The organism is Candidatus Methanoperedens nitratireducens (assembly GCF_900196725.1).
In the GTDB taxonomy this organism is placed as follows: Archaea; Halobacteriota; Methanosarcinia; order Methanosarcinales; family Methanoperedenaceae; genus Methanoperedens; species Methanoperedens nitroreducens_A.
Map to the genome: position 1 here is coordinate 1 of NZ_FZMP01000039.1, position 15851 is coordinate 15851.

The 15851-nt window shown below is 40.7% G+C and carries 13 protein-coding genes; 9 read left to right on the forward strand and 4 right to left on the reverse strand.

Features of this window, described 5'->3' with window-relative positions:
* The 8 genes from thrC to MNV_RS04040 form a co-directional block, all read left to right on the forward strand.
* On the forward strand, positions 1 to 1161 hold a 1161-nt coding region (gene thrC / locus MNV_RS04005), incomplete at its 5' end, for a threonine synthase (protein ID WP_096204088.1).
* Between the two features lie 240 nt (positions 1162 to 1401).
* Positions 1402 to 2103 (forward strand): hypothetical protein, encoded by a 702-nt coding sequence (locus MNV_RS04010; protein ID WP_143311621.1) that lies wholly within the window; start codon positions 1402 to 1404, stop codon positions 2101 to 2103.
* Positions 2104 to 2195: 92 nt separating this feature from the next.
* A complete protein-coding gene (locus tag MNV_RS04015; RefSeq protein WP_096204090.1) occupies positions 2196 to 5369 on the forward strand; it encodes a coiled-coil domain-containing protein in 3174 nt (1057 codons plus the stop codon).
* Positions 5370 to 5474: 105 nt separating this feature from the next.
* A complete protein-coding gene (locus MNV_RS04020) occupies positions 5475 to 6806 on the forward strand; it encodes a hypothetical protein (protein ID WP_096204091.1) in 1332 nt (443 codons plus the stop codon).
* A gap of 27 nt (positions 6807 to 6833) precedes the next feature.
* Positions 6834 to 7427 (forward strand): hypothetical protein, encoded by a 594-nt coding sequence (locus MNV_RS04025; RefSeq protein WP_096204092.1) that lies wholly within the window; start codon positions 6834 to 6836, stop codon positions 7425 to 7427.
* Positions 7428 to 7556: 129 nt separating this feature from the next.
* A complete protein-coding gene (locus tag MNV_RS04030; protein ID WP_096204093.1) occupies positions 7557 to 7802 on the forward strand; it encodes a hypothetical protein in 246 nt (81 codons plus the stop codon).
* A gap of 61 nt (positions 7803 to 7863) precedes the next feature.
* Positions 7864 to 8490, forward strand: a complete 627-nt coding sequence (locus MNV_RS04035) for a cupredoxin domain-containing protein (protein ID WP_096204094.1) — start codon at positions 7864 to 7866, stop codon at positions 8488 to 8490.
* A 147-nt stretch (positions 8491 to 8637) separates the two neighbouring features.
* Entirely contained in the window at positions 8638 to 9405 is a 768-nt protein-coding gene (locus tag MNV_RS04040) for a hypothetical protein (protein ID WP_096204095.1), read from the forward strand.
* Positions 9406 to 9432: 27 nt separating this feature from the next.
* Here MNV_RS04040 and MNV_RS04045 read toward each other — a convergent pair whose 3' ends face one another.
* A complete protein-coding gene (locus MNV_RS04045; protein WP_096204096.1) occupies positions 9433 to 10968 on the reverse strand; it encodes an FAD-dependent oxidoreductase in 1536 nt (511 codons plus the stop codon).
* A 318-nt stretch (positions 10969 to 11286) separates the two neighbouring features.
* Here MNV_RS04045 and MNV_RS04050 point away from each other — a divergent pair, with 318 nt between their 5' ends.
* Positions 11287 to 13164, forward strand: a complete 1878-nt coding sequence (locus MNV_RS04050) for a phosphoadenosine phosphosulfate reductase domain-containing protein (RefSeq protein WP_096204097.1) — start codon at positions 11287 to 11289, stop codon at positions 13162 to 13164.
* 189 nt (positions 13165 to 13353) lie between these two features.
* Here the strand turns inward: MNV_RS04050 and MNV_RS04055 are convergent, their stop codons facing one another.
* The 3 genes from MNV_RS04055 to MNV_RS04065 all read right to left on the reverse strand — a co-directional run bounded on the left by MNV_RS04055 (position 13354) and on the right by MNV_RS04065 (position 15616).
* Positions 13354 to 13710, reverse strand: coding sequence for a helix-turn-helix transcriptional regulator (locus MNV_RS04055; protein WP_143311622.1), 357 nt, complete (start codon positions 13708 to 13710; stop codon positions 13354 to 13356).
* A gap of 261 nt (positions 13711 to 13971) precedes the next feature.
* The gene (locus MNV_RS04060) at positions 13972 to 15177 is read right to left on the reverse strand and encodes an aminotransferase class I/II-fold pyridoxal phosphate-dependent enzyme (protein WP_256999939.1); all 1206 of its coding nucleotides are present in this window, start codon (positions 15175 to 15177) and stop codon (positions 13972 to 13974) included.
* Entirely contained in the window at positions 15137 to 15616 is a 480-nt protein-coding gene (locus tag MNV_RS04065; RefSeq protein ID WP_096204100.1) for an Lrp/AsnC family transcriptional regulator, read from the reverse strand. The genes MNV_RS04060 and MNV_RS04065 overlap by 41 nt, the downstream gene beginning before the upstream one ends.
* Positions 15617 to 15851 lie beyond the last annotated feature (235 nt).

Below are 15851 nucleotides of genomic sequence, written 5' to 3' on the forward strand. Positions count from 1 at the left end.
AAAGCGCGTGAATTAACCATCATGGTCTATGTCACCGATTTCAGGTGTTTTCGTTGCGGGAGGATACATAAACCCCATGAGATAGAGAGGCTCCCGATCCCAAGGTGCGAATGCGGCGGACCCCTTGATGCGGAATATGATTACAGAGCTATACAGAAGGTCATCCTCCGCGATGATTTCATGCGCGCAAAGCCCACGCACTGGAAATACTGGGCGTTCATGCCAGTAAAAGACCTGTCCAGGATTATAACGATGGGAGAAGGCGGCACGCCCCTGCTTGAGAACAAAAGGCTCGGGGAAAACGGGCGGCTGCTCATAAAATACGAAGCCGCAAACCCGACAGGTTCTTTCAAGGATAGGGGCTCTTCCCTTGAGATCACAAAAGCGCTTGAGTTCAGGAAACACAGGGTCGCGCTGGCTTCGACAGGCAACATGGGCGCATCTGTGGCTGCATATGCAGCCTATGCCGGGCTTGAATGCAGGGTTTTCATCCCCGATATAGCAGGAAAAGAAAAGATCACACAGATAAAAGCCTACGGCTCTGAGACGGTAGCCGTGGAAGGGGATTACTCTGTTGCGATCAGGCAGGTTGAAGAATATGTTATTTCCAATAGCGACTCGTTCCTGACAGGCGATTATCCCTGGCGTAGCGAAGGCACCAAGACTGTAGGTTTTGAGATCGCTGACCAGTTGTACTGGCATGTGCCGGATTATGTTGTTGTTCCTGTGGGGAACGGCACGCTTATATGGAGCATCTATGAGGCATTCAGGGAGCTTGCGCTCGTCGGGATAACGGACAGAATGCCCCGTATAATAGGCGTGCAGGTCGAAGCATGCGCTCCGGTGGTCCATGCATGGGAGAATAAGCTTGATGAGATAATCCCTGTCCGTGATCCAAAAACTGTAGCGACCGCCATAGCGTGCGGCGACCCGATAGACGGTCTTGCTGCGCTCCGGGCGATCAGGGATTCGGATGGCTTTGCATTGCGGGTTTCTGATGGGGAGGCGCTTGCCGCGCGTGATAAGCTTGCAAGGAACGGGATCTTTGTTGAGCCGAGCGGCGCGGTGGCTTATGCAGGTGTGATGAAGAAGGGATTATCGGGTACTGTTGTAGTTCTTGCTACGGGGCACGGGCTGAAGGATATGGTCGGGCTGGGGTGATTTTCCTACAACTTAAAATGCCTATCAGATTCTTTTGATATACATTGATAAGAATGATGTCAATGTATTTATATCGCTTTATTACATATGTAATAATGGAGGTTAGTGTATGCTGTATCTCCGCTGGTCCAAGTAAATTCCAGAGAATACATCAAAACTCCTGAAATCTGGAAAGAATTCAAATATCCTGCATTGCAGCCTTAAGAAGTACTGGAATTAATGAATAAAATGGGGGATCTAATGAAAATAAATCATTTCAATTTATCAATCAATAAAAAAATCATTATATTGATATTATTTATTTTCTTTGTGAATAATTCTTCTGCCGCGACTGTTGAGCTTACTTCTGGAACTTTGCCTTCCAGCCTCCGTGAAGGAATTCAAACAAATCTAACAGTCAAAATTAATGAGCTTCAAGATAACAATTTGCTGACCATTGAAACGAGTTTAATTCCGGCAGGGGATAAACCGTTGTATGATTTCGGCGAATTAAATGCATTTATAAATGAAAACAGATACCAGCAAAAAATAACATTGAACTTATCTTCATTAAATAAACAGTTTATATATGTGACTATTTCCGGGAAAGCTCCTGATGCCGGGAATAATATTAAATGTGGTAATAGCGATATTATTATTACTAAATTTGGTAATACAAAATTAAAATTCTATGAAATTCATGCAGATGATAAATTAACAGGGATCGAATCATTTGACCTGATAATTTTAAAAAAGGAAAACTTTGAAAAAACTTTACAGCAAGTCAGCTGGTCTCAACTTGATGATTTAAAAAAAGAAACCAGGAACCTGTTTGACCTTGGATTGGTGAACGATGCGCAGATTCTTGCCAACAGTATGAAAAATATCCAGTTGCCGAACAATCTTTTACTGTTCGGTTTTATAGAGATAAAAGATAATACGTGGCTAAACGTTATTTTTTAATATCGATATTGATATGTTTTATAATTGGTTATTTATTGGGCTCAAGAAAGCAATATTCTGATGATAATGAAGATTAGAAAGGAGTGGAAACAATGCCGGAAATACAAAATATGAGCTTTCCCAGATACATATTCGCAATAGGTGGAGCTGGAAAAGATCTTATATATACAACATTAGAGAAAGAATGGATCCTCAGGGAGATAATAAAACCAAAATTTACAGCCACAACAGTCGATGTCAGGATTATAGATACGGCAATCGATGAAGAAAATAATGATCTGGAGAGGATCCAGCGAATAAATAAGAGCATAGATAAAATAGGAGAAGAATACAGATCCGATCCAAATTCTGCAAATAAAAATGTTGGCAGGATAAACATATCTTACTCGTTATTAACAAAAGAGATGACCTTACAAAGCCCGTATGATCTTATCGGTATTGAGCAAAATGTTAAAAAAGCCACCGGAGCATCGATATGGTGGATAAATGATCCCCAGCTTGGAGATGACTGGTATAAGAAGGTCATCAATCGCGAGAATTTTAAAGAATTGAATTTCTCTAAAGGCGTTTATCGAAAAAGAGCGATCGGCAAAGCTATTTATTATAAAGCTTTGAGCCAGGGGCTGTTTGATATTGATTTGCCCCTGACTGCCCAGGTAGATATCATAGTAGGTCTGGGGGGAGGGACTGGCAGTGGTATGGCTTTCGATCTGGCTACTAAGCTGAAAACCATTCAACCGACATCGGATATAACCCTTTTTGGTATTTTATCCACGCTGGATGAGAGTCCGGATGAAAAAGCAAATAATTTTGCAATGATCAGTGAACTGGAGCATGGTTATCTGAACAAAGATACTCCTTTTAAGAATGTAGTTCTTATACCTATGGAGGTAACCAGGTATCCGGGAAAAGAGAAAGCATCAGACGAACACGAAAGATTACTAAGAGAGTTTGATGAAACGATCCCATATATTTTTGTTGCATGGTACAACAACCCCGGGCAATTATTCTTTTCTAATTTACCTGAGTATGCACCATTTGTAATAGCAACATCACAGATCGTGAGATATAATGTAGAATCAATTAAAAAACTTAAAGATAAAGTTATTGAAAGTCTCCAGGACAAAGACATATCTTTGAAAAATGAAGAAGAAATGTATACTAATATTAAAAAATTTATTTCAGATTTTTCTTTTATAAGAAATATCGGGCTTCCTGATGAAGATAAATCATTTATCAGGGAAAGATTATCAAGATTCGACCTTGTTTTAGAACCTGATGAGAAATCCGTTAGCGCCGCGAATTTCTTCAAAGACCTTGATTATAATTCAATAATACACCTTAAAAAAGCCGTAGATGACGGAATTAAAGGAACTGAGAGCGACGATGTTGAAAAACAAATCACAAGTATTAAATCGGAGACTGACACCATTTCTATAGAAGATAAAAGTTTCAGGGATGATGTAGATTCAACATTGTATAAAATCCTGAAAAAAGATGTCGAAATCATCGAAATTATGAAAAATGTGCTAAATATGGCCAATAATTTCCCTGAGGATATTGTTAAAGATACACTGAAGGTGATGATCAAGGCAGATGAGTATAGATTGGGAAGACAGCTTAATAAAACCAGGGATGAAATAGATAGTTTAAATGGGAAAAGAAGAACTTTAGACGGAACAATCAGATCCGTACAGGATGATATAAAGAATTATAAAGATAAAGTGGAAAATGAACTGGATAAAAACAGAAGAATATGGCAGCAAAATGAAGTTAAAAATATTACACATCTTGATCTATTAGACGACAGCATTTCTCCAATAGGTAATGATTTCGCGCTTCTTAAAGACAACCTTGTAGAATTTATTAATAACATAAATTCCCGCAGTTCAATAAGGGATATTGATAACGAACCTGTCAGGAACATAGAAAGTATTGCAGATAAAATATATCAAAAACTTGATAATATAGGTATATATTTTGAGGATAAAAACGTTATTTTAAGAAGTCTGGCAAATGCAAAAGAATTAAAAAAGGCACAAATAGAACTTAAGAAAGGAATACCGGCTCTGGACAGGATGATCGGGATTGTTACAGAGACCGGCAGGATAAAAAGGAATAGAGACTTAAGAAAAAAGATTGACCTTAAAATCGCAGAATTAAATAACGATAAAGTGTTCGGGGTCAAGACCACTGGCAAAATCAGTACTATGGATTGTGTTTATGATTTTGATGTCAAACAAATAATTGATCAAAAGAAAGATGATATCATATCAAAGATAATAAACATGACCAGAGAAACGTTTCCCAATGCCGAGTCATTATTATTCGAGAATTTAATAATAACATTAAAAGATCCTGTAAAACGCAGGGATGTAAATATTGATGATATAATAAAATCAAACTTAGGTTATGATGCGGATATAACTAAATTACAAAATAATTTACAAAATTATTCTATCGAGTGGGATCAAATCGTGAAAAAGGCAGAGATGATCAATAATCTGGAAAAATTACTAAAGAATAATACTCCTGTCCTTAGAAGACATTCTGAACATATGAAAAAATATCATGACAATATGATAAATATAGGAAAAGATGTACAGGCTATGAGTAGGGCTGAGAAAGATGTTATCAGATATATTATGGATATTCAGCCTACAAATATATTCAGGGCTACCGTCACGGGTGCTAATATAAATAACATTCTGGAAGATAAAAGTGAATCTCTGGTCTTAAAACAAAATTTACAGGATGGTATTGAAAGAGAAATAGATAACAGGTATAACATATTAGTAAGAAGAGTTATAGAATCCCAGGATAACACAAAAAGATGGGATAAGACAAAGTTAATGAATCTTTTTGTAACTCTTGCTAATGTATCTCCATCGGATATAGATTCAAAGGTTGCAGTAACAAATTCATTCAGTATAGATAAAGAAAATTATTCTGAATGGAAATGTCCCTGGGGAGATACGTGGGGGGTTGGTCTGGTCTTATTCGTGGCGGGAGTTCCATTTGATAATGTTCGCAACATAACAGATCCGAGGGCGGGCTACTATCAATATTATAATATTGTAGAAAAAAACGGGGCTGCCTTCTTCCATCATTCATATTTGCTTGATAAAGGAAAATTTATAAGAAGAAAAAAGATATTTAATATAGAAGACGAAAATAATAAACAATTATTATTACAGAGTGATAAAGATATTAAATCTTTATATTATCAGAATTATGAAGAGATAGATATTAAAAATTCTTTATGAAAAAATGAACAAAGATGCAAAAGGTTCATTTTTTCTATTAAAAGATTCGAAAAATAAAAATGGGGGGACTTCAATAATGGCAATGTGGGGAATCATTTATATTTTATGAAGATCGGGATAGATAAAGATTATGTCAAATTTCTTGTCATTTTCGGCATAGTAACGATATTGACGCCTTTTTTAATGGACATCATTGTAAGATCATGGAAAACCGATCTGATGAAACAACTTGCCGATGGGATTAAGTCCATCGATCCTGCGGGGACATCGATTCTTTTCAGTATTGCCGTAGGATTTTATATTGGATCGATTTTTTTATTATATTTAGATATTTATAAGAGAGTGCAGGCTATATTATTGTCAATAGGATTATTTTCAATAACCAGTTACATCTTTAAACTTTTTAGTATAAATTTCAATTTGATTTTCATTATTTTAGGGATTTTGATTGGGGGCTTATCAGGCAACCGTTTTAAATTCACATATAGAAAAGAAATAAAACAGGCAGCCGCTAATATCAGTATTATTTCGGTAATTTATGTTGTTATTTCTTATATTATATTTTATTTATCGACCGCTGATAGTGGCAATTTCATTAAGGATTCAGTAGTGGTATTAATATTCTCATATTTTTTCGGTGAAGTAATGAATTATAAAGCGAAAGGCTCAAAGATTTTCGTATTAGGTCCTGCCCAATCGGGTAAAACCCTTTTTATTGCCGGCTGTTATATGAGAGCTTTAGAAACAGCAAAAGGACCTGTTAAACCAAGCCCGGATCTTTTAGAATTGATCGACCAGATGCACAAAGAAGAAATAATATGGCCAAGGCGTACACAGGAAATCAGTAAATATCAATTTATTTATGATATCGGTGGTTTATTTCCAAAAGAAATGATGTTAAGGACTTTAGATTATCCCGGACCTTTTATAGAAAAAATATATAAATATATGTATATCAAAAAGAGTTCCAAAAAAGGTGAGAACGATAAAAAATATGAAGAAGAAATAAAATACGAGGCAGTTGCAAAAGAAATTACGAAATCAGATAAATTGATATTTATCATAGACGGCTCTAAATATCCAAATTTTGCAGACATGGGAATAACTCAATATGTAAAAATATTAGGTAGATTGCAAGAAAATGGAAGAAATGTTAAACCATATATCGTAGTAACGAAAAGTGACTTCTTTACAAGAGAATATCCAAATTATGAAAATGATTATGAAGGATTTAAACAATTTATAGAAAGCAGGATCTCAAATAGTATATTTATTAAAGAGTTGCTGAATGAAGCATCTGCGTCTATTTATCCTGTTTTCTATTATACAAAAAAAATTAATGGGGAAGGGCATGAGTACTATATACCGTTAAGGGATGAAAATAAAAACGTATATACTTACGGATTTGATAAATTCATGGATGATTTAATTGAATAAAATATGGTCTGGCATCAGGAAGAATATATGGAACTGAAAATATATGAAGATCAAACAGGGTTATTATTTCCGCATCACAAAGAAAAAAATGAAAAGGCGGTAACATTTTTCAACAAAGGTGTCGATCTTTATATAGATAAAAAAGATGAAAGGATAATAATTTATTGTTTCGTACTCGCTCATAAATATTTAGCAAGAGACCAGGGATACTACATAGTTTCAGTTAACTCGGATATAACATATTCAATATTTAATGAATTTAAAAAGAATGCTACCAAATTGCTGCAAGATCTGGAACTACAGCCCCGCCACGGTGATATGGATAATGCGATATTTGATAACCTTGATAAATTCGATTTAAAAGAATACTCTTATTCTGGAACTATCTATAAAGATATCGATATAATTTCAGATATTATTTATAAAGAACCAGACCTGTATTTAGATTATAGAGGCAGTGATATTGCCGGGATTTTAACATTTTGCTACCAGCTATTAAAAACAAAAAATGTGAAAATAGCTGTATCATCAGAAGAAATTAAATTATGTAATATTAATATATTAAGAAATAAAAAACCCGGGAACCTCTGTCTCCTTCCGGTACCACAATCCAGATTTTAGATAATTATAGAAGGATGCAAACAGAAAAAAAAATTAGACATAAAACGAAAAGAAGAAATAGAGCGTGGTAAGAATAAATTAATTGAAGGGTTTGATTTAATAAACGATGGAATAAGAATATTTAAAAATATGGGGCATGATCCAACAGACGTTATCATAGGTGAAATAAGTAAAGTTGCTGGAATAAATATAAATTCTAAAATCGTAGAAAAAGAAAATAATTCAATAGACGATGATGAAAAAAAAGGAACAATAGGTCATATCATTCTTATTGCTATTTTCGGTATAATCATGGTTATATTAGGCATAATTATTGGAATATATCTTATAAAACATTATGGAATAAATGTAGAAAACATAACAATATATAAATAGTTCAATATAAAAATGAATCAGACAGACAATAAAATAAATGAATAACCAGATACATTAATATATGATAAATAAATCCGCCAGAATCATCCTGATACTTTTAATTATATTATCCGGTATTGAAATTAAAATCGCAACCGCTGATAATATACCTGTAGTTTATATATCATATATAAATCCAGACTTAGGATTTTATAAAGTTATTGATATAACGACACGCAATCCAGCCCAATATGTAAGTCGTACATTGACTATTAATCAAGGTGATACTGTTGAATGGGAAAATGATGCTGACAACCAATTTACCATCACGGTAGTTAGTGATCAAAAATTATTTCCGGATGCAAGTCTGGTAGCTATAGGTGACAATTTCAGTTATACCTTCAATCAGGCTGAAGTATATACATTCTATATAAAAGAAAGACATACGGCACGTCAAACTATTATAGTCCTGCCTGTTAATGGCTATAATACGCCTGTACCTACCGCTATTATAACTTCCGCTCCTGTCGCAACTCCTGCTCCTGCTTATAGTCCATCTGCTACTGCCAGTATAGCAAACAACGGATCAAGCAATGAAACTAATGAAAAGGCAAATTCTTTATCCTTTTCATTGACAGGAATAATGAGTATAATAGTTGGTATATCATCAATATTTATAACATATAGAATAGGAAGAGATAAAAAATAAAAAACTCATATCCAATATGAATGGATTGGGATAGCCAGCACTGCTACCATTTCCATCCTTATACTACCGGCGGGTAAAATCCATACCTTGCCTTCCGCTGGATTTAAGCATGTAGAAATCCTATCCTTCTATCAGTGGGGATAAAGTATGCCTGAACAGATAGTTCTAATCACTCTGATTATTGCAATTATCTTTTCAACTGTACATCTTACCGCTCCGAAGTTATACGGATTCTCAGAGCGATATGGTAACGGAGTGGTCTCTTTCTCAGGCGGCATTGCCGCAGCCTATGTGTTCTTCGACCTTCTACCAACAATACAGAAGGCAGGGGAGCATCTCAACTTATTGCTGCGTAATTATCTCGGGCAATTATTTATCTCAGAGGTCGCGATCTTCGGCGTTGCGTTCATGGGCTTTCTCGTGTTCTTCATATCAGAGCATGCGGCAGTACACTCACGCCGCAGGGCTGCTGTAGATACCGGACAGCACATGGATTCAGTCGCAGCCCCAAAAGGAGTATTCGTCATACACTTTAGCATACTTGCCCTCGTAAGCCTGCTGATAGCCTATAATCTCCGCTTTGAAGTCCGGTCAAGCCTGATTGGGGCTCTGCTGTTCTCTATCGCCCTTATTCTTCATTTCTTTGGGACGGATAGAACTATGGAGATACACTACCACAGTATGTTCGAGAAATATGGCAGGTACATACTCAGTATAATGCCTATTACAGGCTGGGCTCTTTCTATCCGCTTCCCGGAAAGGCGATCTGAGGCAGCGGTGCTTCTGGCATTCGTAGCAGGAGCGGTGCTCTTCAATGTTATTAAGGATGAGGTACCTGGAACAGAAAAAGGAGAACCGAAATTCTTCGTGGCAGGTGCGTTGATCTATGCAGCGGTCCTGCTGTTGCTCTTATGAATTTTTTGTATTTTAATTATTGATTTTTTAAATCTTTCTGGTTTTAAACTCCTCTTTCTCAAGATTTTTTACAGTAGGGCTATGGATGACCTCACCATCAAAACCAAAGCGTGAGCCGTGGCAGGGGCAATCCCATGACCTCTCGGCATTGTTCCAGCTAACGATACACCCCATATGCGTACAAACAGGAGAAACTGCATGTATGTTCCCTTTTTCATCTTTGTACACGCCCGCTTCTTTATCATCGATTTCCGCTACCCTGGCTTCACCGGCACCAAGCCGGGTAAGTCTTTCAGGCTTTGAGAGCCTGCCTTTTATCAGTGTTTCGGCGATGTGTACGTTCTGTGTAACCAGTTTCTTCGCCGTTGTCATGGGCTTAAAGCGCCCGGGATCATACAGCTCCTGGTAGGGGTTCGATATGCCGAGGATCATGTCGGATAAAATCATTCCTGCAATCGTGCCGTGGGTCATTCCCCAGCCTTTAAAGGCTGTAGCTACGTAAAGATGCTTGCTGCCTGACAGTCTTCCGATGAAGGGAACCTTATCAAACGAATAGTTATCCTGGGTAGACCAGCGGTAATCTATTGATTCTACCCGGAAACGTGCCCGTGCGTATTGTTCCAGCCGTTTATAGCGTCCTATCGTATTTGCCTCATGCCCGGTAGGGTGGTCTTCTCCACCAACAATGACCAGGGGACCAGCCGGGGTGGAATGGGTGCGGATGTAATGGGACGGTTCCTCACTGCTGTCAAACATCTCTTCCTGGATCTCGTCTGCGACCCGTAAGCCCAGGACATACGAACGATAAGGCTCCATTCGCATGAACAGGAGTCCCTGATTAAGAATAGGATAATGTGTGGCGATAATGATGTTTTTCGCCGTTAAGTAGCCCTTATCGGTTTTGATCCTGCGCGGTTTGCCTCCTTCAACATCAAGTGCGCGTGTATTCTCAAATATGTAGCTGCCTTTGCCAGGGATTAGCTGCGAAAGTGCTAAAAGGTATTTCCTGGGGTGGAACTGCGCCTGGTTCTGATAATGAATAGCGCCGTAAGTCTTAAACGGCACGGGTGCTGCGTCTGCAGAAGATACAGGAAGCCCGAGGCTTTTAGCAGCTTCGTACTCGCTCTTAAGTTTATCAAGTTCCTCCCTGCTTTCTGCGTAAATGTACTCTGATGTTCTTCTAAAATCACAATCGATATTGTTCTTATCCACCAGCCGGGCAATCCTCTCAATTGCTTCCTGGTTCGCGTCAGCGTAAAGCTTTGCATCGTCCCTGCCAAAATGGTCGATGAGGTGGCGGTAGATAAGATTGTGGGCTGAAGAGATGTGGGCTGTCGTATGACCCGTGACCCCTTTTACGATCCTCTTTGCCTCAACAACTGCAACTGTCAGACCCGCTTCTTTTAGAAATACAGCCGAAGTTATCCCCGCTATCCCTCCCCCCAAAACTGCTACATCAACAGAGATATTTTCCTGTAACGAAGGAAAACCAGTATCATGAGTAGTTGCTATCCATAACGATTCTGCTTTACCAGCCAGTTCATGTTGTATATCCCCTGTCATCTTCGTTCCCCCCTTAATTTTAACTCTTTCTTTTATTCACACTCGCTGTTATCATACTCACAAGCCATATCATACCTCAATTAACAAATCCGGTAAACCTCACTTCTGCCCGCACGATCGAATTGGAGGCAGCCAGCGCCTCAATACATGCTGTAAGGCTTGCCTCAAAAGACCATTCCCAGAATTGTACCCCGCTCGTGCCAGATAAATTTCTCCAGTATAATTATCTGTGGTATTGTCTATAAAAGGGTTATGGTGGCATCACTGGTTATCCTGAGAGGTACTATATAAATAGTATCAGCACCGAGGTGGAGAAACATGACCCACTACCTCGGCGAGTTATTATTATACTGGTGCCGGTCCTGCAACCTCCCCGTGCTCGGGAAAACCTGCGCCTGCGGAGCCGGCACGAAGAAAATCGACATAACCCCGCCGGGCGATGTGAGACCTGCTTTCCGGTACGATATCGACCTTATTAACAGGACGACTGAGAAGCAGTTTGGGCTTAAGATCATTCCCGAAGGCGGGCTCGTAGTGCTGAACAAGGCGCCGTATGAGGACAGGATGGACGAGGTTATATTTGACGGCGCAGTCATGGGTTCGCTGCGCTTTGAACTTGAGCGTATGGACTGGGTATTCATTCCGCGGCTTGAGGGAGCAAGGCGCCTGGTCGGCGGGAGAAAATGGGTAGTTGTTGATAAAGGGGCGATCGATTTTATTATAAAAGGTGCCTCGGTGCTCGCCCCCGGGGTTAATGAAGCGGAAGCGAGCATAGTCGAAGATGACGAGGTCATCGTCCTGACACCGCAAGGAGAAATCATAGCCACAGGCAGGGCGCGGATGAACGCGGAACGGATGCTCACGCATGAAAAAGGCATGGCTGTAAAGACGCGCTGGAATGGCAAGCCGCAGCTTATTGAGCAAACAAATGCCGGAGTGAAAAGAACGTGGGATGATGCTGTAATCGCAAATATGCAAATATTGAAAAAGCTGGAGGAAAAAGCACATAGATTCATAAGAAACGTCGTAGAGACAACAGGCAAGCCCGTGACCATATCCTACTCCGGAGGTAAAGACAGTCTTGCTACCCTGCTTCTTGTCCGCGATGCTGCGGCGGGGTTCGATATCCTGTTTGCCGACACCGGTCTTGAATTCCAGGAGACGCTGGATAATGTAAAACAAGTTGCAGAAGAGCTTGGTTTGCCCTTGAAGTCCCATTCTTCGGGTGATTCGTTCTGGCAGTCCATAGACAATTTCGGGCCGCCCACCGTGGAAGCAAGGTGGTGCTGCAAGGTCTGCAAGCTCGGTGCTATAACCCGGCTTATCGAAGGCAGCTACGAAGACGGCTGTCTCACATTCATAGGGCAGCGAAAATACGAAAGCGAGATAAGGGCTAACAGCGAACACATATGGAGGAACCCCTGGGTGGGTAACCAGATAGGAGCAACCCCAATCCAGAACTGGACCGCCCTGCATGTGTGGCTTTATCTTTTCTGGAAAAAAGCAAGATATAATCCCCTTTATGAGGAGGGTTTTGACAGGATAGGCTGCTGGCTTTGTCCCTCGGCAAGCATGGCTGACTTTTCGCGACTGAAAGAGATACACCCGGAGCTAAATGAAAAGCTTGAGAAATACCTCCTGGGATACGCTTCCCGCAGCGGATTACCTGAACAATGGGTAACATATGGTTTCTGGCGCTGGCAGGTGCTTCCGAAATCTATCAGGATGCTTGCTGAAAAGATGGGTATCGATATCGCCCCGAAATATGCTAAAAAGCCGGTCAATTTCACCATGACTGCCGGGTACAGACCGTGCAAAACAGGAGGAGTAACAGCAGAAGGAAGCTTTGGTGCTCCGCTTGCCCTCTCCCTGATCGAAGATACGGGTTTTATGGGTGTAATAGGCAGCACAAATTCTATTGATGGCGTTATCCTGGCTCAACGCGGGGAGGAGACCGTGCATGTTTATGCAAGCGGGACAGTAGTCGCAAGGGGCGGGGATGAGGAAAATGCCAGGAAATTGATCGAGCTTGCAGAAAAGACCATCCGGCGCGCTCTTTCATGCACAGGATGCGGGGTATGCGTGGGACAGTGTGCATCACATGCGATCAGTGTTAATGGTACGGCAAGGGTTAATCAAAAGTGCACACGTTGCGGAAAATGCACCCGGGCATGTCCTGTGGTGAAGTTTGGGTAGACACTCAATCTTAAAGGTTTTGAGCGTACCAAGTTTCGGGTTGTTATATTTGCCGGGGGCTTTGCTTCTTGTCGCACCAGCTCTAATCATTTGGCTGTATGGTTATGTGAAAGAAAGGCATATTTCATGAAACCTCCTGCTGAAAATTCACCAGAGCCTTTGAAGTATCTCTATGTACATTTTGGACACTCAGGGACTTCCGTTAAGCCGTATGAGGTTCTCTCTGCCTCGTCTGATTTTTACAATTTTTCCGTCTTTATGCATACGACTCAAAACAACGCTTATCGCAGATTTAGAAAGACCGGCTGCGTTAACGATATCCGATTGAAATGCTGCCCCGCCAGCATCAGAAAGCAATTTTTCGATTTCGTTTTCATAGCCATCAATCCCTGCAAGGAATGCAGGCAAAAACACAACTTCACGGTTCACTTCACATTCACGTTTCAATGCAGTATTTCTTGGTTGAGGGTTAGTTGCGAGTTCGATTATGAGATTGTTCGCATAACTAACCACATTTAGTGCATCTCTGGATAGTTTTTCTACCATTTGTGATAAATTTCTTAATCTGTCAGATAAGGGCTCTATTGATTCTAAACATTGCTCCATTTAACTCACCTCGAAAGCCATACAATGTTATGTATTATAATAGTTTCGTAGGGAAAAAATATAAAGAGTTAGAAATTATTCGTCAATGGCACTGGATTCTAACTTATCTTCATAATTGAAAGCCAGGAACATCAATTTTTTTGAGTAAAATCCAGCCGCAAGATAAGGATATGCGTTTATAGTCCTATATGTTAAAAAAGCCTAAAGTTTCTCAATAAACGCCTTAATCCGGGCAAGCGCCTCTGTTAACTCCTCATACGACGTTGCGTAAGAACACCGCAGGTACCCTTCGCCGCAGTCCCCGAACACGCTCCCGGGCACGACAGCCACTTTCTGCTCTTTCAGGAGCCTGCCTGCAAATTCTTCAGAGGTCAGTCCCGTGCTTCTGATGCTCGGGAAAGCATAGAATGCACCCTCTGGCTCGAAACAGTCAAGACCCATTTTATTAAGACCGCTCACAACAAGGCGTCGCCTGCGGTCATACTCCCTGACCATCTTCTGCATCTCGCCGTCACCATTCTTTAATGCCTCTATCGCGCCCATCTGGGCTGTGATGGGTGCGCAGAGCATGGAATACTGGTGTATCTTTGTCATCGCGCCGATTAGCTCCTCACTTCCCGCAGCATAGCCCAGGCGCAGCCCTGTCATGGCATGCGATTTGGAGAAGCCGTTCAATACAATGGTCATGTCCTTCATTCCTGGAAGCGATGAGAAGCAGGTGTGAGCGCCGTTATACGTTAATTTACAGTACACTTCATCCGAGATCACCACAAGGTCGTTCTCATTGACCACATCCGCAATCTCCTCAAGGTCGCTTTTTCTCATGACCGCTCCTGTGGGGTTATTGGGATAGCTCAGGACAAGCGCTTTAGTCTTATTTGTGATGCTTTTCTCAATCTGCCCGGCTGTCACCCTGAACGCGTTCTCCTGGTCCGTGGATACAGGAACAGGTTCCCCGCCTGCTAAATATACGCTGGGCTTGTATGAGACATAGCACGGCTCGGGAACTATTACCTCATCTCCCGGGTTTATTATTGCCCTGAATGCGATGTCTGCGGCTTCGCTGACGCCCGTGGTAACAAGTATCTCGTTCCCGGGATTATAATCGACATTGTAATCTTTTCTGAAGCATTTTGAGATCAATTCCCTCAATTCAAGAAGACCGAAATTTGATGTGTATGAAGTGTGCCCTTTTTCAAGCGAATATATGCATGCTTCCCGGATATGCCACGGAGTAACGAAATCAGGCTCCCCGACCCCGAGTGATATTACGTCGTCCATTTCCTGGACAAGATCAAAGAATTTCCTTATACCGGATGGAGGGATACTCTTTACCCTTGCTGCCACGAATTTTCCGGGCGTGCAATCACGGGGATATAGCAAGGCGTTCGGAACGTTCTTTCTCAAATAAAACATCTCCGTCTTCTTTGTATGTTCTCAGCACGAAATGCGTGACCGTACCCTGCACCTGTTCAAGCGTGGCTATCTTTTCAGCCACAAAAAAAGCCACATCTTTCATGGACTTCCCGCGCACAGTGAGAGAGAGATCGTGGTCGCCTGAAATAAGCCTGACCGATCTTACTTCGGGGAACTTGGCGATACGCTCGGCGATGGCGTCGTATCCTGTCCTTTCGCGCAGGGCGACCTTTAGCTCGATGATGGCATATACGTATTCCTCGCCGGCTTTTTCCCAGTCGATAACGGTCTTGTATTTCCGTATGATACCTTCTTTCTCCATCTCTTTTATCTTTGAGGCTGCCTGTGCTTCCGTGATTCCAACCATTGTTGCGATCTCTTTGGGTGCGATTCTCGGATTGCTCTCCAGTATCTCGAGTATTTCTTTCATGGTCATGCCTCGGCGCTCTTTATGCTGTAAGGGTTAATAGGCTTTACCTATATAAAAATCAATGGTTTTTTATAATTTCTTTGTGATAGGTATATAAAGGTTTAGGAGCAAATAAAACTATGTATACAAAAGATTTGGAGAGAGACGGGCGGATAATAGAATGGTTCATTAATAAGCCTCTGTCTAAAAGCACGAAGGAATTTTAGTGAGCCTCAGGCAAAAATCACAGAACCGC

Bases quoted from the DNA above. Each gene is read 5' to 3' on its own strand.
- MNV_RS04010 (WP_143311621.1), top strand. From the start codon at position 1,402: ATGAAAATAAATCATTTCAATTTATCAATCAATAAAAAAATCATTATA.
- MNV_RS04015 (WP_096204090.1), top strand. From the start codon at position 2,196: ATGCCGGAAATACAAAATATGAGCTTTCCCAGATACATATTCGCAATA.
- MNV_RS04020 (WP_096204091.1), top strand. From the start codon at position 5,475: ATGAAGATCGGGATAGATAAAGATTATGTCAAATTTCTTGTCATTTTC.
- MNV_RS04025 (WP_096204092.1), top strand. From the start codon at position 6,834: ATGGAACTGAAAATATATGAAGATCAAACAGGGTTATTATTTCCGCAT.
- MNV_RS04030 (WP_096204093.1), top strand. From the start codon at position 7,557: ATGGGGCATGATCCAACAGACGTTATCATAGGTGAAATAAGTAAAGTT.
- MNV_RS04035 (WP_096204094.1), top strand. From the start codon at position 7,864: ATGATAAATAAATCCGCCAGAATCATCCTGATACTTTTAATTATATTA.
- MNV_RS04040 (WP_096204095.1), top strand. From the start codon at position 8,638: ATGCCTGAACAGATAGTTCTAATCACTCTGATTATTGCAATTATCTTT.
- MNV_RS04045 (WP_096204096.1), bottom strand. From the start codon at position 10,968: ATGACAGGGGATATACAACATGAACTGGCTGGTAAAGCAGAATCGTTA.
- MNV_RS04050 (WP_096204097.1), top strand. From the start codon at position 11,287: ATGACCCACTACCTCGGCGAGTTATTATTATACTGGTGCCGGTCCTGC.
- MNV_RS04055 (WP_143311622.1), bottom strand. From the start codon at position 13,710: ATGGTAGAAAAACTATCCAGAGATGCACTAAATGTGGTTAGTTATGCG.
- MNV_RS04065 (WP_096204100.1), bottom strand. From the start codon at position 15,616: ATGAAAGAAATACTCGAGATACTGGAGAGCAATCCGAGAATCGCACCC.